The sequence below is a fragment of the Pseudomonas sp. MF6747 genome (genome assembly GCF_963890955.1).
Classification (GTDB): Bacteria; Pseudomonadota; Gammaproteobacteria; order Pseudomonadales; family Pseudomonadaceae; genus Aquipseudomonas.
Genome location: NZ_CAWPSZ010000016.1, coordinates 37,551 through 64,372, shown reverse-complemented (window position 1 = coordinate 64,372; position 26,822 = coordinate 37,551). Strand labels below are relative to the sequence as shown.

At 54.3% G+C, this 26,822-nt stretch carries 25 protein-coding genes and 4 pseudogenes; 14 read left to right on the top strand and 15 right to left on the bottom strand.

All coding sequences use genetic code 11. From position 1 onward, the window contains the following. Positions 1 to 163 precede the first annotated feature (163 nt). On the top strand, positions 164 to 2,926 hold the full coding sequence (locus AACW30_RS17030; RefSeq protein WP_200625424.1) for an ATP-dependent Clp protease ATP-binding subunit: 2,763 nt from the start codon (positions 164 to 166) through the stop codon (positions 2,924 to 2,926). Between the two features lie 115 nt (positions 2,927 to 3,041). Here the strand turns inward: AACW30_RS17030 and AACW30_RS17025 are convergent, their stop codons facing one another. The 7 genes and pseudogenes from AACW30_RS17025 to mobA all read right to left on the bottom strand — a co-directional run bounded on the left by AACW30_RS17025 (position 3,042) and on the right by mobA (position 10,646). Further along, a complete protein-coding gene (locus AACW30_RS17025; RefSeq protein ID WP_200625423.1) occupies positions 3,042 to 3,947 on the bottom strand; it encodes a bestrophin family protein in 906 nt (301 codons plus the stop codon). Between the two features lie 33 nt (positions 3,948 to 3,980). Beyond that, positions 3,981 to 4,979, bottom strand: coding sequence for a GTP 3',8-cyclase MoaA (moaA, locus tag AACW30_RS17020; RefSeq protein ID WP_200625456.1), 999 nt, complete (start codon positions 4,977 to 4,979; stop codon positions 3,981 to 3,983). Positions 4,980 to 5,138: 159 nt separating this feature from the next. Further along, positions 5,139 to 5,315, bottom strand: a complete 177-nt coding sequence (locus AACW30_RS17015) for a DUF2897 family protein (RefSeq protein WP_200625422.1) — start codon at positions 5,313 to 5,315, stop codon at positions 5,139 to 5,141. Positions 5,316 to 5,746: 431 nt separating this feature from the next. Continuing rightward, positions 5,747 to 7,825 carry a putative bifunctional diguanylate cyclase/phosphodiesterase gene (locus AACW30_RS17010; RefSeq protein WP_200625421.1) on the bottom strand — a complete coding sequence of 693 codons (2,079 nt, stop codon included), beginning with the start codon at positions 7,823 to 7,825 and terminating at the stop codon, positions 5,747 to 5,749. 121 nt (positions 7,826 to 7,946) lie between these two features. Next, positions 7,947 to 8,828 carry a formate dehydrogenase accessory sulfurtransferase FdhD gene (locus AACW30_RS17005; RefSeq protein WP_200625420.1) on the bottom strand — a complete coding sequence of 294 codons (882 nt, stop codon included), beginning with the start codon at positions 8,826 to 8,828 and terminating at the stop codon, positions 7,947 to 7,949. Between the two features lie 227 nt (positions 8,829 to 9,055). Beyond that, positions 9,056 to 9,922: pseudogene (locus AACW30_RS17000) on the bottom strand (LysR substrate-binding domain-containing protein). 133 nt (positions 9,923 to 10,055) lie between these two features. Further along, complete coding sequence (gene mobA / locus AACW30_RS16995) at positions 10,056 to 10,646, bottom strand: molybdenum cofactor guanylyltransferase MobA (protein WP_200625419.1); 591 nt, start codon at positions 10,644 to 10,646, stop codon at positions 10,056 to 10,058. A 253-nt stretch (positions 10,647 to 10,899) separates the two neighbouring features. Here mobA and moaB point away from each other — a divergent pair. The 6 genes and pseudogenes from moaB to AACW30_RS16965 all read left to right on the top strand — a co-directional run bounded on the left by moaB (position 10,900) and on the right by AACW30_RS16965 (position 14,024). Next, positions 10,900 to 11,424: pseudogene (gene moaB / locus AACW30_RS16990) on the top strand (molybdenum cofactor biosynthesis protein B). 84 nt (positions 11,425 to 11,508) lie between these two features. Beyond that, a pseudogene (locus AACW30_RS16985) lies at positions 11,509 to 11,702 on the top strand (cytochrome d ubiquinol oxidase subunit II); the annotation flags it as partial. Between the two features lie 360 nt (positions 11,703 to 12,062). After that, entirely contained in the window at positions 12,063 to 12,311 is a 249-nt protein-coding gene (locus AACW30_RS16980) for a hypothetical protein (RefSeq protein WP_200625418.1), read from the top strand. A gap of 89 nt (positions 12,312 to 12,400) precedes the next feature. Next, on the top strand, positions 12,401 to 12,838 hold the full coding sequence (locus AACW30_RS16975; protein WP_200625417.1) for a hypothetical protein: 438 nt from the start codon (positions 12,401 to 12,403) through the stop codon (positions 12,836 to 12,838). Positions 12,839 to 13,466: 628 nt separating this feature from the next. Then, positions 13,467 to 13,705 (top strand): annotated as a pseudogene (locus tag AACW30_RS16970) (DNA-binding protein); the annotation flags it as partial. Between the two features lie 16 nt (positions 13,706 to 13,721). Then, positions 13,722 to 14,024, top strand: a complete 303-nt coding sequence (locus AACW30_RS16965; protein WP_442793545.1) for a hypothetical protein — start codon at positions 13,722 to 13,724, stop codon at positions 14,022 to 14,024. Between the two features lie 55 nt (positions 14,025 to 14,079). Here AACW30_RS16965 and AACW30_RS16960 read toward each other — a convergent pair whose 3' ends face one another. Together AACW30_RS16960 and AACW30_RS16955 are read right to left on the bottom strand one after the other, a co-directional pair. Beyond that, positions 14,080 to 14,319 (bottom strand): hypothetical protein, encoded by a 240-nt coding sequence (locus tag AACW30_RS16960; RefSeq protein WP_200625415.1) that lies wholly within the window; start codon positions 14,317 to 14,319, stop codon positions 14,080 to 14,082. A gap of 222 nt (positions 14,320 to 14,541) precedes the next feature. Beyond that, complete coding sequence (locus AACW30_RS16955) at positions 14,542 to 15,096, bottom strand: hypothetical protein (RefSeq protein ID WP_200625414.1); 555 nt, start codon at positions 15,094 to 15,096, stop codon at positions 14,542 to 14,544. A gap of 1,150 nt (positions 15,097 to 16,246) precedes the next feature. Here AACW30_RS16955 and AACW30_RS16950 point away from each other — a divergent pair. Next, on the top strand, positions 16,247 to 17,308 hold the full coding sequence (locus tag AACW30_RS16950; RefSeq protein ID WP_200625413.1) for an SDR family oxidoreductase: 1,062 nt from the start codon (positions 16,247 to 16,249) through the stop codon (positions 17,306 to 17,308). Between the two features lie 35 nt (positions 17,309 to 17,343). Here the strand turns inward: AACW30_RS16950 and AACW30_RS16945 are convergent, their stop codons facing one another. Both AACW30_RS16945 and AACW30_RS16940 read right to left on the bottom strand, forming a co-directional pair. Continuing rightward, positions 17,344 to 18,714 (bottom strand): heavy metal sensor histidine kinase, encoded by a 1,371-nt coding sequence (locus AACW30_RS16945; protein WP_200625455.1) that lies wholly within the window; start codon positions 18,712 to 18,714, stop codon positions 17,344 to 17,346. After that, on the bottom strand, positions 18,711 to 19,382 hold the full coding sequence (locus AACW30_RS16940; RefSeq protein ID WP_179677482.1) for a heavy metal response regulator transcription factor: 672 nt from the start codon (positions 19,380 to 19,382) through the stop codon (positions 18,711 to 18,713). Before AACW30_RS16940 ends, AACW30_RS16945 begins: the two co-directional genes overlap by 4 nt. Positions 19,383 to 19,528: 146 nt before the next feature. Here AACW30_RS16940 and AACW30_RS16935 point away from each other — a divergent pair, with 146 nt between their 5' ends. The 5 genes from AACW30_RS16935 (at position 19,529) to AACW30_RS16915 (ending at position 22,582) form a co-directional block, all read left to right on the top strand. After that, positions 19,529 to 20,032, top strand: coding sequence for a GlcG/HbpS family heme-binding protein (locus AACW30_RS16935; RefSeq protein WP_200625412.1), 504 nt, complete (start codon positions 19,529 to 19,531; stop codon positions 20,030 to 20,032). A 10-nt stretch (positions 20,033 to 20,042) separates the two neighbouring features. Continuing rightward, positions 20,043 to 20,453, top strand: a complete 411-nt coding sequence (gene uraH, locus AACW30_RS16930; protein ID WP_200625411.1) for a hydroxyisourate hydrolase — start codon at positions 20,043 to 20,045, stop codon at positions 20,451 to 20,453. A 194-nt stretch (positions 20,454 to 20,647) separates the two neighbouring features. Further along, positions 20,648 to 21,112, top strand: coding sequence for a thiol-disulfide oxidoreductase DCC family protein (locus tag AACW30_RS16925; RefSeq protein ID WP_200625410.1), 465 nt, complete (start codon positions 20,648 to 20,650; stop codon positions 21,110 to 21,112). Positions 21,113 to 21,265: 153 nt separating this feature from the next. Continuing rightward, a complete protein-coding gene (gene folE, locus AACW30_RS16920; protein WP_106580338.1) occupies positions 21,266 to 21,835 on the top strand; it encodes a GTP cyclohydrolase I FolE in 570 nt (189 codons plus the stop codon). Positions 21,836 to 21,871: 36 nt separating this feature from the next. Then, entirely contained in the window at positions 21,872 to 22,582 is a 711-nt protein-coding gene (locus AACW30_RS16915) for an SDR family oxidoreductase (RefSeq protein ID WP_200625409.1), read from the top strand. Between the two features lie 23 nt (positions 22,583 to 22,605). Here the strand turns inward: AACW30_RS16915 and AACW30_RS16910 are convergent, their stop codons facing one another. Both AACW30_RS16910 and AACW30_RS16905 read right to left on the bottom strand, forming a co-directional pair. Continuing rightward, complete coding sequence (locus tag AACW30_RS16910; RefSeq protein WP_200625408.1) at positions 22,606 to 23,187, bottom strand: DedA family protein; 582 nt, start codon at positions 23,185 to 23,187, stop codon at positions 22,606 to 22,608. Between the two features lie 332 nt (positions 23,188 to 23,519). Beyond that, a complete protein-coding gene (locus AACW30_RS16905) occupies positions 23,520 to 23,768 on the bottom strand; it encodes a CsbD family protein (protein ID WP_106580341.1) in 249 nt (82 codons plus the stop codon). A 300-nt stretch (positions 23,769 to 24,068) separates the two neighbouring features. On the opposite strand from AACW30_RS16905, the gene AACW30_RS16900 reads away from it, so the two are divergent. Continuing rightward, on the top strand, positions 24,069 to 24,536 hold the full coding sequence (locus AACW30_RS16900) for a PAS domain-containing protein (RefSeq protein ID WP_200625407.1): 468 nt from the start codon (positions 24,069 to 24,071) through the stop codon (positions 24,534 to 24,536). Positions 24,537 to 24,612: 76 nt separating this feature from the next. On the opposite strand, the gene AACW30_RS16895 is transcribed toward AACW30_RS16900, so the two are convergent. Together AACW30_RS16895 and AACW30_RS16890 are read right to left on the bottom strand one after the other, a co-directional pair. Next, the gene (locus tag AACW30_RS16895) at positions 24,613 to 25,584 is read right to left on the bottom strand and encodes an XdhC family protein (RefSeq protein ID WP_200625406.1); all 972 of its coding nucleotides are present in this window, start codon (positions 25,582 to 25,584) and stop codon (positions 24,613 to 24,615) included. A gap of 1 nt (position 25,585) precedes the next feature. Then, the gene (locus tag AACW30_RS16890) at positions 25,586 to 26,821 is read right to left on the bottom strand and encodes a c-type cytochrome (protein ID WP_200625405.1); all 1,236 of its coding nucleotides are present in this window, start codon (positions 26,819 to 26,821) and stop codon (positions 25,586 to 25,588) included. Between the last annotated feature and the right edge of the window lies 1 nt (position 26,822).

Here is a 26,822-nt window from a genome sequence, read left to right as displayed (position 1 = left end):
CGGGTGGCTGCTCCTCAAGAAATGATGCAACCACTCCCTGCAAAGGGTTTATGAATAATCTCACTGCAACGCGGATTTCATACCTGGATTCGGTAGGTACCTTTACAAGGAAGTAGATCCATTTGATTGAGCCCGTGTTATCCACCCTTGGAGACAACTCATCATGGCTACACTCTGCGAAATATGTAATGCGAGACCAGCCGTTGCGCGGGTGACGGTATCGCAAAATGGCCAAGCAAAAACAATGTCCATTTGCGATCACGATTACCGCCAACTCGTCCGTCATCAAAGCATGCTCAATCCGTTTGACTCATTGCTGGGCGGTGGTATGTCCCGTTTCTTTGACAGCGTGGGCGGCCGCTCGGATCAAGGAGATGATGATCTAAGGCTTTCTGCACAGGTGCCCAGAGAGTCCGTAGACGCAACCGACGCCTTCAGCTCCCAGACGATGGAAATCCTCCAGCGCGCTGCAGAGAAGGCCCAGGAACTCAACCGCAGCGAACTCGACACCGAGCACCTGCTGTATGTGTTAGCGGATACCGATGTGGGCACGGCATTGCTCAAGGAGTTGAAGCTCTCTCCCGACGAAATCAAGGGCTACATCGACCAACACGCGCAGCGCGGCAGTGCCGAGTCGCCAGTCGATCAGATGACCGTTTCACCACGTCTGAAGAAAGTCTTCAATTTTGCGTTCCAGGCGTCCCGAGACCTCGGACATTCATACGTAGGCCCGGAGCATTTGTTGATTGGGTTGTCGGCGGTACCGGAGAGTATCGCCGGCACACTGTTAAAAAAATATGGAGTCACCCCCGAAGCCTTGCGGCAGAAAGTGGTCAAGGTCGTGGGCAAAGGTGCCGAGGATGGCCGGGTAGATACCCCGACTGGGACGCCGACGCTCGACAAGTTCGGTCGAGACCTAACGGCGTTGGCCCGTGAGGGCAAGCTTGATCCGGTACTTGGGCGTGCGCAGGAAATCGAAAACACCATTGAGGTGCTCGCCCGCCGTAGGAAGAACAATCCGGTGCTCATTGGAGAACCCGGAGTCGGTAAGACAGCAATTGTAGAAGGCCTCGCACAGCGCATCGTAAAAGGTGATGTTCCTGAGATTCTGCGTGGTCGACGACTGGTTGAGGTGAATCTGAACTCAATGGTGGCGGGCTCCAAATACCGTGGGGAGTTCGAGGAACGGGCCAAGCAACTGCTGGATGAGGTAACTGCGAAAAGCTCGGAGCTGGTTTTGTTTATCGACGAGCTGCACACCATCGTCGGGGCTGGGGCAGAAGAGGGCGGCCTGGACATTGCCAACGTTCTGAAGCCTGCATTGGCTCGAGGCGAGCTCAGCCTTATCGGCGCGACGACGCTCAATGAGTACCAAAAGCACATCGAAAAAGATGCCGCGCTTGAACGACGCTTTCAACCGGTGCTGGTACCAGAGCCTACGGTCGATCAAACCATCATTATCTTGCGTGGCCTGCGCGACAAGCTTGAGGCGCACCATCAGGTCACGTTTGCGGATGAAGCCTTCGTCGCTGCGGCAGAACTATCGGATCGTTACATCACTTCGCGCTTCTTGCCGGACAAGGCGATTGATCTGATCGATCAGGCGGCTGCGCGTGTTCGCATCAGCTCCAGCTCAAGACCCGCGAGCATCCAGGAACTCGAAGCTGAAATCACCCAGTTGAAACGCGAGCAGGATTATTCGACTTCGCGCAAACGCTTTGATGAGGCTAAGGGTTTTGAGGAGCGCATCAACCAGAAACAAGCACAGCTGGAGGAGGAAACCGAGGCTTGGCAGCGCAAGACCGGGTCTGAAACCCTGGAGGTCACGATGGCCTCGATTGCTGATGTTGTTTCGCGCCTTACGGGCATCCCTGTCAGCGAGCTGACGCAAGAAGAGCGGCAAAAGCTGCTCAAGATGGAAGACACTCTGCGTGATCGCCTGGTGGGTCAGGAGGACGCTGTTCTCGCCGTCAGTGACGCCGTGCGTCTATCGCGTGCCGGGTTGGGGCAAGCCAATCGGCCGATTGCGACGTTTCTTTTCCTCGGCCCTACCGGGGTCGGTAAAACCGAGTTGGCCAAGGCGCTGGCAGAGACTGTATTTGGCGACGAACAGTCGATTATTCGTATCGATATGTCCGAGTACATGGAGAAGCATGCGGTGGCCCGGCTGATCGGTGCACCACCCGGATACGTCGGTTACGACGAGGGCGGGCAGTTGACCGAGCGCGTGCGCCGCAAGCCCTACAGCGTGATTCTGCTCGACGAAATCGAAAAAGCGCATCCCGATGTCAGCAACGTGCTGCTGCAGGTGTTCGATGATGGTCGATTGACCGATGGCAAGGGGCGCGTCGTGGATTTCAGCAACACCATCATCATTGCCACCAGCAACCTGGGTTCTTCTGTAATCATGCAGAACCTGGAACGTCCGGAGGATGAGCGTCTCACTGATAAAGCCTTGCGCGATGAGCTGATGGACGTGCTCAAAGGGCATTTCCGTCCCGAGTTCCTGAATCGTATCGACGACATCATCGTGTTCCATGCCTTGAGCCGCGACAATATCCGGGCCATCGTGGGCATCCAGCTCGACCGTGTGACTCGAACCGCCGCAGCGCAGGACATCACGTTGAAAATCAATGACTCGCTTGTTGACCACCTGGCCGATGTTGGCTACCAGCCCGAATTTGGCGCACGCGAATTGAAACGGCAGATTCGCCAAACCGTCGAAACGCGACTTGCCAAAGAGATGCTTGCTGACAAGCTCAAAGCCGGCGACAGCGTTGAGCTGGGTTATGACAAGGGGCGCGATGAAGTGATCTTCAACAAGGTGCAGGTTGATGAACCGAAGGCTTCTGAAAAGACTAGCCCGCCGGCAGATCAGCCAAAGCAACCCGATGATTTAGCTCCTACGGCGGGCACTGGAACTTGACGTAAAACCAATATCGACTGAGGAGCGGGCCTGAGGATGTATTGATCACAGGCCTGCTTCGCTTTTCATCAAGGTATTGCTAGCCGAAAAATTCAGGTGGTTCACAGACCGCCTTTTAGCTTAGGACATAGTCAACAGGTTGGAGTGGAGGGGGGACATGGGTACGGCCAATGGCACTCAAGATATCTCGTTCAATCGCTCGAACGAGGGCATCAGTGGGGAGATCGTTTTCATCCCGTCCAAAAGGATCCTCCAACTCATCTCCGATGGCATCGAGTCCAAAAAATGTATAGCTGACTATCGCAGTGAAAATTGGCGCAATCCACCCCAAAGGTTCGGCCAGCGCAAAGGGCAGCAGTATGCAAAAGAGATAGATAGTGCGGTGCAGGAGCAATGTGTATGGAAAGGGAAGGGGGGTATTTTTTATACGCTCGCAAATTGCCTGGGCCTCACACAAGCCGGTTAATCGCTGCTCCAGCGTCACATATCGCCATTCACTGATTATGTTTTCTTGAGCCAGGCGTGAACACTCCCTTCCGGTTTCTTGCAAAATGCCATCGCTGATGTTGAAGGTCGGGGTGATCTTGATCAGAAGGCCTGGTACCCAAGGTCGAGCAGCTTTCAGCTCATCTTCATTGCGAAGCCTTGCGTTAAGCGCATGAGCGAACCCACACAATCCCAACAGCATCCTTTCCCTTAACTCAGTGTCCTGAATGACACAACTCTCGCGGATGAAAGAGCGTACTTCGATGATGATTCTTCCCCATTCCTTGCGTCCCTCCCACCACCGATCGTAACAAGCGGAATTGCGAAAGCTCATGAAGATGGACAGTGACAGGCCTAGCAGAGTGAAAGGTGTGGCGTTGACGCCTGAGAAGAAAGCAGGATGCATGCTTTCAATCAATACGATGATGGAAGCCAGGACGGTGACCATGATGCTTCGCCGAACGATACGTTTAGCGATAGATCCTTTCAACGTAACCAGAACGTTTAGCATGTTTGGTTTGGGATGAACGATCATGGTTGCCCCGCAAGCGAATGAAAGGATTGGAAGTTAACCACCCGTCATGTTCATGAAGCGCAGAATCTGCACGTCGCCATTGGTCTCGAAATGATGGCTGTAGGGCTTCAGCTTCATAGCGTCACGGATGGCTCTGTCGAGCCGTTCGCCATCTGCGGGGTGGCTGCGAAGAATCTGTTTCAGATCGCTTGAGTGTTCGTTACCCAGGCACAGCAGCAGTCGCCCCTCGACCGTTACTCTCACTCGATTACAGCTCCCGCAAAAGTTATGGCTATGGGGTGAAATGAAGCCAATTCTGATATTGGGTGCTTCTGCGATCCGCCAGTAACTGGATGGGCCTTGGGTGGATTCGGCTGACTCGATCAAAGTGAAGACTTCGCTCAGACGCGCTCGAACCTCGTCACTTGAACAGTAGGACTCATTGCGTTGGTGTTCAGTGATGACGCCCAGTGGCATTTCTTCAATGAAGGAAATGTCTAGCTGTCTATCGATGGCAAATCGCACCAGGTCAACCACTTCCGTATCATTACGCCCCTTGAGCACTACACAGTTAAGTTTGGTGTGGCGAAAGTCGGCGGCAAGGGCGGCGTCGATTCCAGCAATCACACGGCTTAGATCGCCTGTTCTTGTCAGTGATTTGAAAAGCTGGCTATTCAAGCTGTCCAAGCTGATGTTCAGGCGAGATACGCCAGCATCACGCAAGGGCTTCGCCATGTGGGGGAGTTGTGAGCCATTAGTACTCATGCACAGCTCTCTCAAACCTGGTAACGCGGCGATCTGACCACTCAATTTAACAATACCGTTTCGTACCAGTGGCTCTCCGCCCGTCAGTCGAATTTTCTGCACGCCCAAAGCCACGAATTGCTGTGCTATTTGGAATAGTTCTTCCAGCGTCAAAATGCTCTGACGAGGTAGAAATTGCATGTCTTTTGCCATGCAGTAAACACAACGAAAATCACAGCGATCAGTCACCGACATCCTGAGGTACGTGATTTTGCGATTGAAGCTGTCGACCAGCTCATTGTTTGGTATGTCCACTTTTGCCGTACCTTTTCATTGTGATTATCGGTGTCGAGGCGAAAGCATGCTTTGGAGCCAATCTAGGAGAGGAAGGGGTGAAATTTAAGCATAGGCAGGTGTCCGAGAGGCGTCAAACGGCACGGTATTCCAGGTTCGACGGCTCAAGATTCGTTAGCGCTTTTCGACGCTTTCAGCGTCCCTAGCGTCCATTTCGGCATTACGCTCCTCCACTCGTTTACGCTGTTCAACGGTCAACTCAATCCTATGCGCGGTATCTCGCAGAATCAGCAAACCTCCGATGATCGATAAAAACGCAATGGCAATAATCAACCAGGCATACCAAGGCATAACGCTCTCCTGTGTTCGTACGTAGTATTTCTGGTCAAGCGTCCATGATTGGTTGGTGCGCTCTTTCTTTAGTCTAGAACGGTTGCAGATGTGTCTCCTTTTAGTGGTTTTGCAGGGAGCCCAGTCCTGCTGGGGCTACGACGACTGGTCAGCGGCGGTAGCCTAACGCTAGGCTGTGACTCTGCACAGGCGATGACTTGCCTACCGGTTAATCTAAATCCCAAGACACCCCGTACCCAGAGGAAGATGTCGCGTCACAAGCTCTAAGCAGAGGCAGTATGCGGCAGTTTCGCACTTAAGGATCGATGTGGAGTAGGTAACTGCCGCTCCTACTGCAGCGCTGGGTAATGGATGGGGGCAGTCCCAAATGGTATAGCGTTATGTTGGGCTAGCCCCTAAGCGATTTGAAGTGAAAACTAGTTTGAAGCAGTTCAATCTTTCACTGCGTGGTCGGCACGTGTCGCTACAGTCAGGCTTTTGAGCAGCAGATCAGCTGGTAAAGGACTGCCAAGCAAAAATCCTTGTAACGTATTGCAACCTAAACGGGTAAGTAACTCCTGTTGCTCTACTGTCTCCACACCCTCAGCAACAATTTTCAGTCCTAGCGTATGCCCAAGTGCAATAATTGCTGAAACAATCGCTGCGTCATCATTACCTTGAGCCAACTCGGTTATAAATCCGCGGTCGATTTTCAGTTCATCGGCGGGTAATCGTTTCAAATAGAGCAGGCTTGAGTAGCCAGTCCCAAAATCGTCGATGGAAATGCTCAGTCCCAATGCTGATAGTTGCTCTAATATCACCAGGTTAGCCTCAGCATCCCGCATGGCCGTAGATTCTGTAACCTCAAGAATCAGGTGTTGGGGATTAAGCGAATGACGCTCCAGTGCTTCACGCACGACTTTCACTAGACCGGGATACCCCAGCTGAACTGTGGATAAATTTATCGCAATACTCCAGTCCTGATGGCCTTCGTCGTGCCATTCACGTATTTGTCGACAGGCTTCGTCAATTACCCAATTTCCAATGGGAATAATCAAACCGGTTCTTTCCGCAAGTGGTAGAAATCGATCGGGCGGGATTAGGCCGAGTTCAGGACTTCGCCAACGTAACAAAGCTTCGACGCCGATCATCGGACCGTTGGGGGCGAGCATTTTAGGTTGGTAGTACAGCAGGAATTCGTCTTGCTCAAGTGCCTTGCGCATGTCATGTTGAAGTTGCATCTGCTCATGGGCGTTGATGTTCATCGCGCTTTCGAAGAAGCAGTAACCGTTCCGACCCATTTCCTTAGCGTGGTACATCGCAGCATCTGCACTGATCATTAACTCGTGCGCGGTAAGTCCATCATTAGGGAACAATGCAATACCAATGCTCGCTGATATGTGTAGGGTATGATGAGAGATATTATAGGGGGTGCCAATGTTCTCAATCAGCCTTTGTGCCAGCGCCGCTGTATCTTCAGGATCCCCCGGATCAATCAATAGCACGAACTCGTCGCCACCTAAGCGTGCGACGGTATCCTCGCAGCGTTTGGTGTGTAAAATTCGCCGTGAGACTTCTATCAGGAGCAGGTCGCCAACGTGATGTCCGTACACATCATTGATGGTCTTGAAACCATCCAAATCCATGAATAACACTGAGAAATAGCGATTTTCTCGCCCAGCTTTTTGAATAGTTTGTCCTAATCGATCATTCAGCAGGACACGATTGGGTGACTTGGTAAGATTGTCATGCAATGCTAGCTGAATCAGTTCACTGTTGGCATTATCGAGTGAGGTTGCTAACAGATTAGTGCGTACATCCAACATGGAAATTATCAGCGCGATGGCGAATACCGCCAGGCTTACTACGATCACCAGTACTGCTAACCACTTAGTATCGATCCCGTTGTTCGACGCGCCACAGAAACTGCCAGTAGGAAACTGCGCAGCCGCCATCCCGGTGTAATGCATACCGACAATGGCGCAACCCATTAAGAGTGACGCACCTATACGTGCATACGCAGTCCCTTTTGACATTTTACGTAGACGGAAAGCAATCCAAAGGGCGGCCCCCGAAGCAAGAATCGCAATAGCAATAGATAGGAAAAATATCCAGGGTACATAGATCACACTCGGCGTCATCAACATTGCTGCCATCCCGGTGTAATGCATGGCAGCAATGCCGATTCCCATAAGCAAACCACCTAAGCAGAGCCGAGCCCAAGGTAGATCCTCCAGACAGACCAGCCAGAGGGCAAAAGCTGATGAGGCTATGGCAATCAGTAACGACAGCAGTGTAAGTGGTACGTCATACCCTAAGGATATTGGCAGATTAAATGCGAGCATTCCGATAAAATGCATCGACCAGATACCAAACCCCATCGCGAACGATCCGCCGATCAGCCATAAAACTGATGAGCCTCCGGTTGAACTGGATACGCGACTCGCCATGTTGAGAGCCGTGTAAGAGGCAAGAATGGCAACAATCAGAGAAAAAGCGACTAAAACGCTGTTATAACTACTGATAAGCATAAACACCCCTTTCCTGATGAGGCCAACGACTAGGTTGGTGCATTCAAACGGATCGAAAACCTTTCACCAATCACCAGTTGAATATACTCAGGTCATGTCAAAATCATCAGACTGAGCTTGGTTAGGTATGCTGAAAGTTAAATTTAAGTCTGCGTTTATTATTGGCGGACCCAAATTCTATTGGGCTATGAATCCGAGGTACGCTTCGATAAGGGACATGAATTAAATTGAGGCGGTACTTTAGAGCCCATTGCACGGTTAATGACGTTGGTGCTGACAAGCTGACCAAGGTTCCAAATTTAAACCTTGCCGCTTTGTGAATTAGCTCAAGGCTGCATCGGCATGTCACTACAATGAAACCGCAACGAGCATCGATTTGCGTATGTTGTACAGCACCTATCAATTTATCCAGAGCGTTATGGCGTCCGATATCTTCTCTACATAAAAGTGCTAGGCCGTTAGCATCGAAGTATAGCGCCGCATGCAGAGCGCCACTGCTTTTACCCACTATCTGCGCTTTCTCTATACGCTCACGTAGGCCTATGAAGTGTGCTGCAGGAGGACGGGTGGTGAGGGGGAGAATATCAAGTTTTGGAAGTCCTTGCTCCAGCGCCTCAACTCCGCATAATCCACAGCCACTAGTGCCCGCCAATTGCCGCCGGTGGTCTTTCAGTGCCCAGAACGCGCGACTTAAGATCTGTACATCTGCCTGACAACCCTGATCAAAATGAGAGAGACGGATATCGTAGATTTCGTTCAGACCTTCAACGAAGTCGTTGCTAACGCTGAAACCTCGGATGAAATCCCCGATGTTGCCAGGGGACACCATCATTACGGCCTGATTCAGACCATTATAAGTGATGGCTAAAGCGATTTCAGATTCTAAGGCCGCGTCTAAGACAAGTGCGGGCGAACCATACTCATGATACCTCACGGTCAGAGGCTTAGGTGCCGGTGCATTTGCATCGTTCTGATCAGAAGGCTCATCGATTCGGTAAGGCATGTCAAAACACTCGATACCCTAGATTCTGATCACGTTATGAACAGCCGAGCATCGCGTCCAATCGCTTGTTTTGATATAGTGATTGTTGTTATCTATCAAGCATCGAAAGTATTCATAAGTCATTAATTTTAAAGAAATTATAGTGCCATTTTTTCAATCTGAACGTTAAAAATTACGCCGCTGGCTGCCAGGCAGCAGCGTATAAATAAAACCAAATTCACCTTCTGTCAGTTCTTTAGTGTGAAAAGCATTCTTGCTTCGGCAAAACAATTCTCGGCGATTACTGAGCGAGGCTCGGTTTTACGCATAACGACGCCCGATGGTACGAGAGCACTTGCATCTGGCAGATCGATGAAAGCTAAGCTCTGAAGAGGGCTTGCCCAGCCCGTGTCGAGTGGCATGCTGGCACAGCAAAAGCCTTCGTGAGCTGCTTGGAACAACTGAAAGGACGAGTCGATTTCGAGCATTGGTTGTAGGTTAAGCTCGCGACTTCGGAAACTCAGGTCGACGAATCTTCGATAGTGCATCCCATTGCTGATCGTCCCCAGTGGCAACTCGGTGGAATCCCCGCCAGCTCATTTCTGTTCCTTCGAAATGGAAGTGGCGAGTGTCATACAGCAAGCCTACGTGAGTCTTTCCTATTTCAAGAACAGTCAAAATAGGCCGGGTTCACATGTTCAAGATAACAGATACCAAGATCTAATCGATTATTGCCAACACCCTCGATGAGGCGGTCTGAACTAATAGATGACAGACTGAACTTGAGCTCGGTAAACGTATTGGAATTAAAACCGCTAAGTGGGGCGTGACCTAGGCGTAAATTACCTACTAACTGGCCACGGCACGCAGCGGCTTCGGCGAACAAGGCATCGTGGGCCCCCAGCAGTGTTCTTACCCGTGCTAATACTCGTTCACCAGCCTTGGTGAAACCATCAAGGCGCTGACCTCAAGTGACAAGTTTCAGACCTAGTTCGTCCTCAAGATTGTACAGGCGCATTGCAGTGTCGGCTGAGTAGTGTGCAACGCGTAGCAGCCTGTCCGAAGTGACGAGTCTATTTCAATGCGATGAGAAACTTGAGCTGTTTGATGTCCAAAATAGCATCTACTGAGGGATAAAAATAATTTCAGTGTTGACTCAGGTGTTCAGGGCCTACGGAGTGCTTGAAAAGCGTGAGCCGACCCCTTTTAGGGAAATAGTGTGCAATTTTTGATGGGCACAGATAGAGCTTAACTAAGTAGCTCGGGGGTGTTGAAATTACTCAGGCGTGGATCGTCCTCGGCACATCTCAACGCCTTTGGGTAGCGCCTCAAAAGAGCACGTAATAAGCTTCGTTCGCCATCATTCCAGTCTTGCTGTAGCCCCGCCAATAATACCTTGGGGATCATACTAAACATGGGTTGCCATTTTTCGCCCTGCTGCACCATCAGCGGTGAGGCGAATGCAGAGCGGGCTTCAAGCAGGGCCTTGATTAGGGGAGCGTCTATTTTCGGTGCATCGCAGGCGAGAACCAATAGCCAGCCATGATGCGCAGCAGCCAGACCCGCCAGGACACCAGCCAGAGGTCCTGGGAAGTTCTTCTGTGAGTCCTTGACCAATTGATCGGCATAGGTCCGATACGTAATGTCATTACGGTTGCAGGAGATGATCAAATCATCGGTGAAGGGGCGAACGATAGCCTGTACATGCTCGATGAGCGGTTTGCCTTTCCAAGGCAGCAGCCCTTTATCTTGCCCGCCCATACGCGCCCCACGCCCACCAGCAAGTAGTAACACTGAGCAGGGAGCACATGATGCTGCGATGGAGTGCGTAAGTATCATTGTTTAGAGTACGGATAATTAGGTTTGTAGAGGATCTCACTGCCTTTCGTGTCCGTCCAATAGTAAGTCTCGACCAATCAATCAGTTGGCCCTATCAGTGAAAAATCGCTTATGGCTCAGTCATTTTCTGAAAAAACATCTCGATAGATGCGTTCGATGGAATGGTTGGTCAGAACGATTAGACAGCGACTGCTTTAGCGCTTTATTCTGTGGGAATTGTTTTCATTGCCGCCTGGCGGAGAATGAAGTTAGTGTGAAATTGGATGCGTTGTTTACACCGTTAAGTATAGCGGTGCTGACTGTCAGTGATACTCGATAATATCCCAACGATACATCTGGACAGTTGCTTGTTGGTCGATTGCTGGAAGCGGCTCATATTCTGAGTGAGCGTAACCTGCTCAAAGATGATCTGTACAAAATCCGTGCTCAGGTCGCAACGTGGATCGCTGACGATCAGATTCAGGTTGTGTTGATTACTGGGGGAACTGGCTTAACTCGCCGCGATAGTACGCCTGAGGCATTGAGCTGTTTGCTAGATAAGCAAATCGATGGTTTTGGTGAGTTGTTTAGGGTGATATCCATCCTCAGTATTTGCACTTCTACCGTGCAGAGTCGAGTCGAGCGTTGGCTGGACTAGCAAATGGCACACTGGTCTGCTGTTTGCCCGGCTCGACAGGCGCGTGTAGAACTGCTTGGAAAGGAATCCTGACAGAACAGTTGGACGCGCGTCATAGACCCTCATCTCAAATCTGTGCAACTCTGCAGGGGTTGGGGATGAGTCAGGCACCACTCATGTCAGTGGAAGATGCAACCGCCAAACTGCTGTGACTACACCCGGAAATTGCCATGCGCAGGTTTGCCCATCGGTCTTGCGTTCAGCACCCGGCCGACCATCGTCCCACCGTCCATCAGCTTGTGGGACGATGCATCGCGCCTTCCAGCCAGTTGTTCATCCTGATTGGCACCTTATTCATCCTGCCGATCATCTTGATGCACAACTGCTGGAGCTACTTCGTGTTCCGCGGGAAAGTGAGGATCGGCGATGGCTCCCATTAATAGCGCCACATCAAGCTGCTGAAAAAAACTTACCTTTTTACAAGCAGGTGGCGCGGTTAAGCCTACTGTATTTAGGATCGCTGATCATGCTGGCAGCCGCAACAGCACTAATGATGGAGTTGGTCCATGGAGCCTTCTGCCAACTTGGACCCTAGTACAAGCGGGTGTCGTGGCTGGTCGCTATTTGGCTAGCCAGTGTGATTGCAGTTTTCGCTGGATGGTGCATATGGCTGGTATGACCACCCATTGAAGGTCAGTTTTACAGGGTAAAGATCCGGCACTGACGTTAGCGCCGAATCTTTTACTGAATTTCAGCTACTAGTTGTTACTCACGCCTAGCGCTGGATCGAGGACAGACAAATGTCGGTACGCATTGATAAATCGCATCCCGTTGAGTACAAGACTAAAAAGGGTGTCATCGTGCAGATTGGTTTCAGTTGGAGCCCACCACTCGATATCCCTGTCGGGTCAACGTTGACTTTGGTAAGGTCACATGTAGAGCCTCACCTCATGGCTTTTGTAGAAGGTGATCACTGGGGAAGTTACGATCAGGCATTTAAAGAAGCGCAAGAGGCTGCGGATCGTAGGGCGAACCTCCTGCGCCGATAATTCGGGCTAGCTGCCAAGGTAATTAGCTACCAATCTCTGTAGTGGGTTTCATCAATCGTACATCGCTGAATGTCTATTGGAGGTTAAATATGCAATTCGAACGCCTTTCACTTCTACGAATTAAGGAGCGCGAAAAAACAGGACCGCACCTGACGTCACAAGAGCAATTGGGACTAAATGGGCGCATCGCTCTGCTCATCACCAATGCGGTTGGCACCATGTGGTGTGCCTACATTTTTGGGGTGATTGCCCTTATCAGCTTACCCTCAGCCATCGAGGGGGGGATCTCGACGCTGATTGCCTGGATTGCCCAGACATTTCTACAGTTAGTCTTGCTCTCCGTCATCATGGTGGGCCAAAAAGTAGCGGCCGCCGCCTCAGACAAGCAAGCGCTGCAGACCTATAAGGACGCTGAAGCACTTTTGAAAATTCAGGATGAGATGCAGCGCCTCATTGAGGTCAATAACACGATGACCGAAGCCATTCATGCCGCTGTAATCGCAAAGGATTCATCAGTAGTGAAGTAGCTGGCTACTGACCGCATACCAACTGAGGCGTGGTGCTGATCAATCGGATCTTCCAAGGTAGCGTTTTATCCGGGTATGAGGCTATGGTTCGACGCGTTAAGACACATAGATTCGTTTCGATCATGTGACTGGTCTATTGAGCGTCGAATTCTTCGAGGTAATGCGGGACCTCATAGCCTCTTCCTAACCTTCCCGAGTCCCAACCTTAGAATCGGCTACTCCCGCCATAGAGGACCGTAGAAGCTCCGGCTATTGCCCTGGAACCTTTTCAGCTCACGCGATGGTGTGTGGTTTTGGAGATGCTGAGGCGAATACAAAACTCGTGAGCTCTTTTTTTCCGCAAATCTGGGTCGCCGATCTTGTAGCTTGCGATGGAGGTACGGTAAACAACCGCGTTTGCGTTAGTTGCGCCCCCCTGAAAGACAACGATGCTCTCAAGCTTCTCAAGAGCCCATTCACGTCGACCGCTGACCGTCGGAGCGCACATCATGTGGACATGCTCGACTACTACGACATTTTGGCCAGATGTGCGCTCAAGGCTCGGAAGCAATTCGTTGGTCCCGTGTAAAATGCGTCATTTCTCACGATTACTTCACGTTCCAAATCAAGAATTGCTTCCGAGGACTGTTTGCTCGATCAATGGTGGGCGAGGCTGACCGAAAGGCTGAGTGGGGAGGTTCGCCTGCCGACATTGCCGGCGGGGGGGGGTCGCAGGCCTTTGTCGCCGTGTGGCAACAGGCGATCCGTCTGGCTCAGGGCGTTGCTGAGCAGGCGTTGTCCGAACAGCGTAAGGTCTTGGCCGCCGAGCGCGAGCGAGTCGCGGTCGTGGAGGACAAGGCTCGTCAGGACGCAGCACTTGCTCGACAACATACGATGGTCTGGGGTGATTTTTACCATCACCCCCCAGGTGCGCCAGGCTGTTGTCGATCTCACTATTGATCAGCAGCTTTCCGACTTCGTTCAGACCACTACCGGTGTAAATGGAAGCCCGACTTTGACCAAGCGGCAATTGACGACAAACGTGCAGATGCGTAACGCCGAGGTCCTCATTTTGGATGGATTGACCGAGGAAAAAACCTCAGAAACGCAAACTGGCCTATCTTTCCTGCCGTCTATTTTCCGTTCCAGGGTTACTGAGTCGAGCAAGTCGGAAATCTTATTGGTTATCCAGATGATGAGGATGTGAGGGCAGGGTGCTTCACGTAGTCAGAACCCGTAGGAGCGGACATGCCCGCAGCGCGTCAGCGCGAGGACTTGACCACTCCTACGGGTACATTCATAGGGGTAAATAGGGGAGGAGGGATGCGTTGACGGCGCTTTTCGTCGTCTGGTTTTCGCATCACTTCTTTTAGGAGTTGGGACGGGCCTTCAATGTCAGACGGCGCCGCGACGCTAACAGCAAGCATTAACGCCTCGCGGCGTTTCTTCTTGCCGTCCAAGATTTCAGCGAAACTACTTTCCGGCTGGCTTTGTTGGCTCATCATTGCTGCCTTTAGCTGTGCTTCATTGGATGCTAGCACGGGCTTGATTCGACTTAGTTCGGGCTCGACACGTTGTCGATTTAGCAGCTAAATTTCTGAACGATCCTTCTGGCGCTCAATCGGCTTTCACCGTGAAAAGCTGAGCATCTTGTTATAACTAAACTAAAGAACTATTTAGTTTAGTTATAATTAAGATGCATATCAGGGGGAGGGGAGGCAAGATTACCGGCTGGTTCGTCCAACCATTAAAAGAGCCTGAAAGGCAGCTTCAGCCGCCGCCTCAGCCGTTTTGATTTGGTTGAGAACCGTCATTAAGTGAAGGTCAATCACATCTTGCAGCTCTTTATCTGACAGGTCACCGAATAAGCCGACGAATTGTTTTAAGCGATTTACTTCAGAAAATGCGTTTGCCAGGGTGCTGCTGACAGCCTCACTGAAGAAATCAGCTTTGTCCAAAAACTGGGATGGAAGCTCAATCGTAATTGCTGATGCCTTTTCGACCAGCTGCTTTCGCGCATTTTTGTCCTGCAGCAAACTGCCGATCAGGGGATCACTGCCAGTTGGAAAAAGATCGCTTTTGAATTTAGAAATCTGGACATGAGCAGCTCCAACAAGTGTCGTCATGATCTGAGCTAGAAGCCTAGCACTGGCCTTGCGTTCGAGCCTCCGTTGATGCTTGTCGTAAAGCCAAACGGATAATGCGATGAGTGCGGCTGCGGCAGTAGCCACGGCGCTGATTGCGTTCCAATCAATTTTCCAGTCTGTACAAAGCCACATTCCGTTTCTCCGGCGCCGAGTGGAAGCAACAGCGTTGCTAAAGGCCGGCATTCAAGCATGCGGAGAAAGCATCGCCAAGCCGAGCCTGTACGAGCTGGAGACGGTGATCGAGGGTTGAGCCTGGCTTGAAATCTGACCAGCAGAGCCCCCCAGACCCGCATAGGACGGTTCGCATAATGTATATTATGTTAAACGATGTGCTGTGTCATATAAAGTCCGTCAGAATCGACCTAGCCACCGAGACAACATTCCAGGTGGGCACCAACAACAGCGGCAAGTCCTCTATCTCAAGCCGTAAGCTCTGCACTACCTATCAAGGACGATCCAGCATGCCCGCAACGCTCATCCCATCAGAGAATGCGCAATGGTTCGCAATGCTCGGTCTGGGCGACATGCCCGACTACAGCGCCATCTCCATCACGCTGAGCAACGAGCCCATCGAGCATTGGTTTTACAAGCGCAATAAATTGAGACCTGAGCCTGAAGCTCCGGTTACTCGTTCCTTCCTTAGGAGGCTGGCGGGTCGAGCTGGAACGGCACGACGAGCTGTTCCTGGCTCAATGGCGCCCCAAGGACGACCTGCGAATTGAGTCTCAGCAATTGCGTTATCGAAAGCTTGTGGCGTGGCCACGCCTGTCGAGCATCATCGACTTTCCGCAATTGATCGGATCGCTGGAGCGCAGCCTTGAGGTAAGTTTCTTGCCGCATGCAGATATCGGCGCGCGCCTGATTGACCCCGAGACCTTGGCCGCAAATCTACAGCTACGCCAGTGGTTGGCTCCGTGCGCCAGTAGCCTCGGATGGAGCCTGAAAGTGCAGCCGATGTAGAGGCTGAACAACCAATCGGCACCACGCCTCGCATTAGAAATGCCTCAAGCCTCACCTCAATGCCGATCTCTTTAGCCATCGCAATCATGATGTCCACGCGGTCGGCATTCACGATGAAACCCGCGTGCTCGTTACCGCCAGTGTCCAGGTGCAAATAGCTTGCGCCCTGCCCCTCAATATTCAGTGTTCGCCTAGGTCAGAGCATTCAATAGTTAGTTAAGTGTGTTCGACATCCGCTTACGGCACACGCCCATACGGATCCGGTTCAGGTTGAACCTCTGCTGCTCGGGTGAACTCCCAACTCTAAATCTAGGAGGAACTCATGAGCCAAACAGCTTTGGTCGTCGGCGCCAGCGGCATTGTCGGCAGCGCCATCACTCAGTTATTAATCGACAACCATTGGCAGGTCGCCGCGCTATCGAGGCGCCCGTCGCAATCGCAAGGTGTGATCCCCATCGCCGCAGACCTCCAAGATCCCGCTTCGCTGGAACGTGCGCTTGCGGACCTGAAACCTACTCATGTGTTCATCACCACATGGTCACGGCAAGCCACCGAAGCCGAAAACATCCGCGTTAATGCCGCCATGGTACGCAACGTGCTGGCCGCTATTCGACCAGCCAGGAGCGTTAAGCACGTAGCACTGGTTACTGGCCTGAAACACTACCTCGGGCCTTTCGAAGCCTATGGTAAAGGCAGCCTCCCGCAAACACCGTTCCGCGAGGATCAGGGGCGTCTGAATGTGGAGAATTTCTATTACGCCCAAGAGGACGAACTTTTCGCCGCTGCCGAAAAGGACGGCTTCACCTGGAGCGTTCACCGCCCGCATACCGTGACCGGCGTTGCCGTCGGCAACGCGATGAATATGGCAACCACCCTCGCCGTCTACGCCTCGATTTGCAAACAAACCAGGCGCCCTTTTGTATTTCCGGGATCAAGCGTGCAGTGGGACAGCCTCACCGATATGACGGATGCACGGCAGTTGGCGAAACAACAACTGTGGGCGGCCACTACGCCGGCGGCGGCCAACCAGGCTTTCAATGTCACTAATGGCGATGTGTTTCGCTGGAAGTGGATGTGGAGCCGAATTGCCGAATACTTCGACCTGCCTGCTGCCGATTATCCCGCCGCACTTTCACCTCTCGAGAAGCAAATGGCTGACGACCAAGCCGTGTGGACGCAAATAGTGGCGGAGCACGGCTTGAAAGAAGCCGATATTGGTCGCCTGATATCCCCCTGGCACACCGATGCAGACCTTGGTCGACCCATCGAAGTCGTCACTGATATGTCGAAGAGCCGTGCAATGGGCTTCACCGCCTACCAAGCGAGCGATCAAGCCTTTTTCGATGTGTTCGACAAACTCCGCGAGATGCGCTTGATACCCTAGGTCGTGCCACAACGGCTAGGCTCAAGGGCATTCGCTCAAGCATTCTGTAGCAGAAACACCAAGCAAAAGCGCGTACCCGTACCAGTGCTCTCAACGGTTACGCGCCCGCCATGCAATTGCATAATTGAGCGCACGATTGCTAACCCCAAGCCACCAGAATCGTCCGGCTGATTACGTGACGGGTCGCACCGGTAGAAGCGCTCAAACAGCCGGGGTAAATGTTGCGCTGAAATCGGCGGGCCTTGGTTGTGCACGGTGACTTCGATCCTGTCCTCCCGCGCCACACTGCCAATCGTCACCGCGCTGGCAGTAGCGCCATAACGCAGCGCGTTGGACAGCAAGTTAGCCAATGCTCGACGGACCAAGGCCGGATCGGCACGCAAGTGGTCATGGGCCTGATTGATCAGCGTGACGTCACGCTCTTGCGCCACGCCTTCAAAATACTCACACAGTTGCTCGACTAGATCGTGCAGGTTGATGAGCTCATCACTGACCGACGCATGCGACTGTTCGTTACGAGCGAGAAACAGCATGCTGTCGATCATTCGTGCCAGACGCTCATATTCTTCCTGATTGGAAACCAGCAGGTTCTGATAGTCCTCAATTGAACGACCATGCCTCAGGGATTGTTGGGTATGCCCCATCAGGTTAGTGAGCGGAGTTCGCATCTCATGGGCGAGATCCTCTGAGAACCGTGATAGCTGGGCGAACCCCTCTTCGAGGCGTGCGAGCATTTGATTAAGCGCCTGGCTGAGCACTTGCAGTTCACTAAATTCGTTGAACTCATCCAGCCGCAGATGCAGATGGTGTGCATCAATGGCGGCAGCGCGCTTGGCCAGCAGGCGCACAGGTCGTAACCCTCGCTGACTGACCCACCCGCCGAGTACAAAAGCCAGCAGCGCGCCGACCGACATCGCGAGCCACAGCTTGAATCGGTAAGCCCCCAGCATTTGCTCGCGCTCGCTCAATAACTTGCCAGCAATCAGGGTCAAGCCGCGATTACCCTGCATGACATGCTGCCAGGCAAGCCGCACCGGCACCGAAGTGTCACCGTCACCCAACTGAGCCTGGGCTGCAGCCGGTAACGTGGGCAAGCTCATGCTGACGGGGTTGATTTCGATCAGCACCTGGCCTGTGTCATCGATGATCCACAGCAGGTTGTCGCGATTGCCCAGCATATTTTCGTATAGCTTGGGCCGATTTCTGAGTTGCTCGACGCTGACACTGTCGTTGATCAGCGCCTGCATGCGCTCCAGGCGCCCGAGCAGGGCCTGGTCATCGCGCCACGCGATTTCTCGCTCTAACGACTGATAAAGGTAAAAACCAATGGAGCCCAGCAGCAGCGCGCTGACTAACGCGAACATGACCGCCAGGCGCAAGCTCAGGGCGCGCGGAAACAGTTTCAGGATTGCACCTCAAGCATGTAACCGATGCCACGCACTGTCTGTATCAACTTGAGCGGGTAAGGATCGTCAACCTTGGCGCGCAGTCGCCGGATGGCGACGTCGACCACATTGGTATCACTGTCAAAGTTCATCTGCCAGATCTGCGAAGCAATCAACGAGCGCGATAGCACCTCCCCTTCACGGCTGACCAGCAGGTGCAACAGGGCAAACTCCTTGTTGGTCAGGGTGAGGCGCTCTCCTCCGCGCGTCACTTTACGCCGCAACAGATCCAGGCTCAGGTCTGCAACCAGGAACTGCTCGACCTCACGTGGCGGCCCCCTGCGCAGCAAGGTACGTACGCGCGCCAACAACTCGGCATAGGAAAAAGGTTTGACCAGGTAATCATCGGCCCCTGCCTCAAGCCCCTTGACCCGATCCTCCACAGAGTCCCTGGCCGTCAGAAAAAGCACCGGGGTTTGCCACTTGCGCCGAATAATCTGCAGCAATTGCCATCCGTCCAGGCCCGGCAGCATGACGTCCAGGATGATCAGGTCGAACTCACTTTCCTGCGCCAGATACTGGCCCTCCAGGCCATCCAGGGCGACTTCCACCACGTAACCCGATTCAGTCAGGGCTTTGTGCAGGTAATCCGCTGTTTTCGCTTCATCTTCTACGACCAGGATACGCATCTTTTCCTCCGGAACTGGAGCATAGGCTAGCGCGCCCGAGCGTTTTGGCACATTACATCTTGGTAATCATCAGGCAACCATTTTGACGGAGTGCACGGGGCATCATGCCTGGCTATGACTCAGCCAGACCACACAAAGGACAAAGCATGCGTATAAGCCTACCGACCTCATTGCTGATGTCACTCGCCATGAACTCAGCGCTCGCCGTTGCAGCCCCGGATCAAGTGCTGCAGCGCAACGACGTATCACTGGCAATGGCCAATGATTTGCTCAACGCCGCGCTGACAGCCTGCCATGCCGATGGCCGTACAAGTGTTGCTGCCATTGTCGACCGTGGGGGCAATTTGGTCGCCCTGCAGCGTGACGATAACGTGGGCCCACACAACACATTAGCCGCCCAACGCAAGGCCTACACCGCCCTGTCGACCAAGACGCCAACGCGACTATTGGCAGAGCGGGCCCGCAGCACCCCCGATGCAGAAAACCTCAACACCCTGAATGAGCTATTGCTGCTGGGCGGCGGCGTGCCGTTGCTGTTTGAAGGGCAAGTCATTGGTGCGATCGGAGTGGCCGGTGCCGGTGGTGCCGCAAACGATGAAAGGTGCGCACTGGCCGCTATCGACAAAATCCTACCTACCGTCAAAAACTAAGGACATCATCATGACTGGATTAAAAACATGCTTCGCGGGCCTTGTATTGAGTGTCGTATCGTCACTGGCGCTGGCGGCAGGAAACCCGCTCAGCGTGCATGTGCTCAACTTACAAGATGGTCTGCCCTCCCCTGGCGTCAATGTCACGCTGGAAAAACAGGACGGCAACCACTGGAACATGCTCAACAGCGCCGCGACAAATGAGCAAGGGCGTATTCCCGGGTTGTACCCCGATGGTCAGGCGCTGGAGAAAGGCACCTACCGCGTCACGTTTAAAACCGGGGAATGGTTCAAAGCGCACAAAGTTGCCAGTTTCTTTCCGGAGGTACCGGTCATTTTTGAGGTAGACGGTACGCTTTCGCACTACCACATCCCATTACTGCTCAGCCCCTACGGTTTCTCGACCTACAGAGGCAATTGAGCGCCGACCAGACATAGAGACAAGGCCGCCCCAGAACTCATGGGCGGCCTTTTTGCTTAATGAGTTTGCATCAATATCGTGTCCGTACCTGTATCGCACCGTTGGCCACGCTCAGTACAGCAAAAACAGAGTGCCCATTGTCAGTCTGTTTCTTTCAGCCTATCTTGTACAAAACCTATACAAGAGCATGGCCCATGTACAAGAAAGTGAATTGGCCGCTGACGCTGTATTTTGACGGTGAATGCCCTCTGTGTGCGCGCGAAATCAAGCTACTGCGCGGCCATGCCGTAAAGGATCGACTGCTGTTTGTGGACATCAGCAGCCGTGCATTCGACGCCCAGGCACTCGGGTTCACATTCGAGCACATGCAGTCCTCGCTGCACGCCCGTTTCGCTGATGGACGCTGGGTAACAGGCCTGGATGCCACGCTATGGAGCTGGCGAGCCGCAGGCCTGGGTTTTTGGGCAACACCACTGACGTGGCGGGCCCTGCGCCCATTGCTCGAGTTCGGCTATCGGCTTTTCTGCCGCTTACGTCCCCATTTGGCGTGGTTGCCCCACCCAGACGGTGGGCGCCGCTGCGTCGATAGCCGTTGCGCGGTGCCTGCTTCCAACCCCGACTCAGACGAGCAGTCCACATCGAAAAAAAAGCACACCTAGAACGCTTTGCTTGGTCATGGGCCCGACGAAGAGCCAGGGTCATGGCTGACCTGGCAAGTCCTAGGGTGTACGCCTCAGATCGTGCGCAGCAGATACTCCCCACTGCCAAGGATTGCCGTCACAGAAAGCGCAGCAAGGCTGCGAGGAATCAAGATGAACGCATCGACCCCATCGCTCGCCGCACATTACCGTGAAATTCTCGTCGGCGTAGGCGAGAACCCTGAACGTGAAGGACTGCTGGACACACCCAAGCGTGCAGCCAACGCGATGCAGTACCTGTGCAATGGCTACACGATGAGTCTGGAGGATGTGATCAATGGCGCATTGTTCGAATCGCAAAACGATGAAATGGTCATCGTGCGCGACATCGAGCTGTACTCATTGTGTGAGCATCACATGCTGCCCTTCATCGGCAAGGCGCATGTAGCGTACATCCCCACCGGAAGGGTGCTGGGCCTCTCGAAGGTGGCCCGAGTGGTGGACATGTTCGCCCGTCGCCTACAGATCCAGGAAAACCTTACCAAACAAATTGCCGACGCCATCCAGCACATCACCGATGCCGCCGGCGTGGCCGTGGTCATTGAGGCGAAGCACATGTGCATGATGATGCGGGGTGTGGAGAAACAAAATTCGGTGATGACCTCATCGGTAATGCTGGGCGCCTTTCGCGAGTCCTCTGCGACACGTCAGGAGTTCCTGCAACTGATAGGGCGACGGGGCTAACACCAACACATCGCATCAGAATGCAGGAGAGCCTGGATGAACACTTCCTTCACGATGAATTCCCTGGGTGAGGGCTATCGTGCCCTCGTGATAGGCGCCAGCGGGGCGCTGGGCTCGGCTTTTTGTGAGTTGCTTAACCAGGACCCACGGTGCGCGCATGTTCATGCGCTGGGGCGCAACAGTGTTCCATTCCTCGACCTGGAGAATGCCGACAGTATCGCCAGCGCAGCAGCCGAATTGACTGAGCAAGCACCGTACCAGTTGATCTTGCATGCCGCAGGTCTGCTCCATCGCGACAAAATAAAGCCTGAGAAAAGTTATTCCGCGATTGATGCAGATGCGTTGCAGTCGGTATTTCAAGTCAACACCATCGGGCCTGCGCTGGTTTTGCGCCACTTTTTGCCCTTGCTTGACCCTCGCGGCGCGATGGCGATGCTCTCTGCCAAGGTGGGTAGCATCGGCGATAACCGCTTGGGCGGCTGGTATGCCTATCGCGCCTCCAAGGCAGCCCTGAACATGCTGATTAAAACGGCGGCCATCGAACTGGCAAGAACGCGACCTCAGAGCCGACTGCTGAGCCTTCATCCGGGCACAGTTGTATCAGCGCTGTCGCAACCCTTTCGAGGCGCGTCTGCCGCCAGGCCGGCAAACGTGGCCGCCTATGAATTACTGTCGCTGATCGACCGACTGGAGCCTACCGACAGCGGCAATTTCTTCGCTTATAACGGAGAGCGCCTTCCCTGGTAGGTACGCAGGTCTATGCCAATGCCTCAGCGGTGCAACGCCTTGGTTCGGCTGCGCAAATACCGCACCAGCGCCGCAAGGCTCACAAGGGCTACCACCCCGATGAAGATCGGCAGGCGATACGGTCGCAGGTCGCCAAAGAAATGCTGCAATGCTTCGCCAGCCCAATAGCCGGCGCTGACGAACAGGGTGGCCCAGATCGCCGCACTCAGCATATTAATCAGCGCGAAACGCCAAGGGGCAAGACCGCTTGCACCTATCACCATAGGGCCCACTAAGCGCATTCCGTAGAGAAAGCGCACAGCGAATACAGACGTCATCGGGTAGCGATGGATAAGGCGCTCTACCCGTTGGATGGCAGACTGGTGACGCTTGAGTTTGGGCAGCAGGCGGCTCCCGGAATAACGTCCGGTCCAGAACAGTAACTGATCGCCGAGTATGCCGCCCAGGGTAGCCCAGCCGATCACATGCAGCCATTGCAGAGTGCCCTGGTGTGCAGCCATACCGCCGAGGAGCAAAACTGTTTCGCCTTCCAGCAGGCAGCCCACGAGGATGACCCAGTAGCCGTAGACGGCAATCAGCGCGTTGAGGTCGAGATGTTCGAACATGGGCATTCCCGGATGCGGTGGGGGCAATGGCGGCATCATTGCATGTATTCGACCCAGCGTTAATGGGCATAAACAGATCGGTTCCTCGATCGATTCACGCCAATGCTTTAGCCGTCACGTTTGACGCCTTGGCGAGATGGGTATGCGTCCCGCCGAGCCATAATTCTTTGATTGACCTAAGGTCGGTGCTAGCCAGTTGATCCAGCGTGCTTGGCGTGTCCATTGCGCTGTGCCTTACCAATAAGTAGACATACAGGCTTAGGTCCTCGCACTGTCGAGGTAGACGCCCTGGGCAGTGCGAGGGAAAGCGACACAAGCCCTCTCCTTGCGGCTTAGCGGCGCAAGAGACGGTCCAGCACAAGCAGGGCTACTGCGCCAATGGCCAATGCAGCAACCGGTTTTTCCTTGACGAACGTAGACACGCTGTCGAGTGCATCGCCATAGGTCTGGGTCAGCTGGCCCGCAGCTTGACGTCCAGCGCCTTCAGCTTCCAGCTTCGAATCACCCATCAGCTTCCCGACCGCGCTCTGCGCCTTGCCGGCCAGTTTCTCTGCAACACCTTCTACCTGTTCACTCTTCATATTCATAAACCTTCGTGTCAGTGGGACGCTTAAATAAGCCCACTGCGATGGCGCCACGTTCAACACCATCGCAGCCAGGGGATGTGGACAGAAAAGTTGACCGGTGGTGAAGAGTCGGAGTTCCACTTTTTATGTGCACCTCGTCTGCGACGCCCATAAAAAGAGACGCTGTAATAAGCACCTTCACAGCGAGTCGTCGGCCATGCTTCGGTCGATCACAGGGATACGTTCAATTATTCCGAAACGCGCTTGACCCTCAAGTTGTCCTAGAATGATGTGAAATTCGCCAGGGCTCTGAAAATGATCGACGCAGAACTGCTGAAACTGATGGTTGAAACCTCGGAAGATGGCATTGTCATTGCGGAGCAGGAAGGCGATGAGCATATCCTGATCTACGCCAACCCCGCCTTTATGCGCCTTACGGGCTATAACGCTGACGAAACGCTGTACCAGGACTGCCGCTTCCTGCAGGGTGACGACCGAGACCAGGCGGGTTTGGTCGTGATCCGCGAGGCGATAAAGTCGCGTCAGCCCTGCCGGCAAATCATTCGCAACTACCGTAAGGACGGCAGTGCCTTCTGGAACGAGCTATCGATTACTCCCGTATTTAACCGGGCAGATCAGCTCACCTATTACATTGGCATCCAGAAGGATGTCAGCGCCGAAGTCGCGGCCAGCGAACGCGTGCGCGAACTTGAGGCGCAAGTTGCCAGCCTGGAAGCTCAATTGGCTCAATTGCATAGGCTGTTACCGGGCAAGCCCAGGTAATGCGCGGTCGGCATCCTGGGCCCATTACTTGGCAATCACCGCGCCGATACCTTTGAAAGCGCCGATCACAGGCGGGTCAGAGTCGATCCCGCGCGATGCCGCTGCGCGTACGAAGAATATCGGCCAGCACCGCCAACGCGATTTCCGCCGGAGTCTTGCTGCCCAGGTTCAAACCGATCGGCGCATGGATGCGTGCCAATTGGGCCTCGTCCAACCCGCCAATCCGCCGCAAGCGCTCGAAGCGCTTTTGTGACGTGCGCATCGAACCCATTACACCGATGTAAAACGCGTCGGTGCGCACCGCCTCCATCATCGCCAGATCATCAATACGCGGATCATGAGTCAACGCCACCACCGCAGTGTCGTTGTGGCAGCCGCCGTCAGCGATGACCACCGACGGCAGCTGGCGGCGGATTTCGACGTTGTGCAGCACCACGCCTTCGAGCACCTCGTCGCGGGGATCGCACAGAATCACCTCAAACCCCAGGCCCACGGCAAACTCGGCGCAGGCCTGGGCGACACTGGAATAGCCCGCCAGCAGCAAACGCTGCGCCGCGCCGACCCGCACACGGACTCGGTCGATCTCGCGCTCGATGCGCGCGCCCTGCTCGCTGTCTGCACACACGCGGCGCGCACCGCTGGCCAGGTCGACTTCGCGAATCAGTCGGCGCTGGCCCAGCAACGCGCACTCCAGCTCGCGCAGATGGGCCTGTACCGCGCAGTCCGGCGCAAGCTTCTCTACCAGCACATCGAGCACGCCGCCACACGGCAGGCTCACTCGCGAGCGCGGGTTCTCGCCTTCGCCGTAACGAACGACGTTGACCGCCTGCTCAAACGCGCCTTCGGCCACCCGCTCAAGAAAGTCTTCCTCAACGCAGCCACCCGACAGCGAGCCGATCCATTGCCCGCTCACGTTCACTGCCAGCAACGAGCCCGGCGCACGGGGCGCCGAGCCGTAGGTGGCGAGCACCGTGCACAGCCAAACCGGCTGGCCGGCCGTCGACCATTTCAGCGCCCGGCGAATGACTTGCAGATCCAGATGCTGCATGTCAGTGCGCCTTGTGCTCGGCTGGCGGTGCATCGGCCTGAAGCTTCTGCACGTCGCTGACCGCCAGCTCACTCGACTGACCGCCCCAACCCTGGCGCAAATAATTGAGCAAATCGGTCAGCTGTGCCGGAGTGAGCTTGTCGGCAAAGCCGGGCATCGGTTGCATGCGTTCAAAGCCGGTGAATGTCTGCTCGCCGATGCCGTCCTCGATCACCCGCAACAGGTTGCGCGGATCTTCCAGGCGCAACGTGGTGTTGCCGCGCATGGCCACCGCGATGTGCGGCTTGCCCTCGCCGTTCGGCGCGTGGCAACCGGCGCACACGTTCAGGTAATCCTGACGACCGCGTTGGGCGCTTGGGCTCATGTTGTCGAGTGGCACCTCGCTCAGCACTGTGGCGGCCGGGGCTGGATCGCCGAGCAGGTAGGTGGCCATCGCCGCCAGGTCCGTGTCACTGAGGCCCTGGGTGCTGTTGTGGAACACCGGGAACATCTCGTTGAACATCGTGCCCTGGGCGCTCATGCCGTGCTTGAGGAAGGTGCTCAGGTCTTGTTGATTCCAGCCGCGAGCGGCCAGGTCAGTGGCCAACAGGCTCGGTGCCAAATAGCCGTTGAGCAGGCCGCCGGTCAGGCGTTTGTCCTGCTGCATGGCGCCGGGCAACCCGCGTGGGGTGTGGCATTCGCCGCAGTGCCCGAGCACTTCGACCATGTATTCACCCCGCTTGAAGGTGTCGCTTTTGCCCTCGGTTTGCGCGAGTTTCACGTCTTTGCCGTAGAGCAGGTTCCAGCCCATCAAGCCAAGACGCACGTTGAACGGGAAACTCAGGCGAGTGACCGGCGCAGCACGTTCAATCGGCTCGATGGTTTTCAGGTACGCATGGATCGCGTCCGAATCTGCGCGCGGCATCAGGTGATATGAGGTGTACGGCATTGCCGGGTACAGGTTCGCACCATCGCGGCGTTTGCCTTCGGTCAGCGCGGCGAAGAATTCGTCATCGTTGTACACACCAATGCCGTGCGCTTTGCTCGGGGTGATGTTGGTGCCATAGATGGTGCCGAACGGCGACACAATCGGCAGGCCGCCCGCAAACGGCGCGCCGCCCGGTGCGGTGTGGCAGGCCATGCAGTCAGCGGCGCGGGCAAGGTATTCGCCGCGCTTCACTTGATCATCCGCATGCGCCAACAGCACCGGCGCAGCCAAACCAACCGCCAATGCCAGGCGGGAAAGTAGATGTTTCATG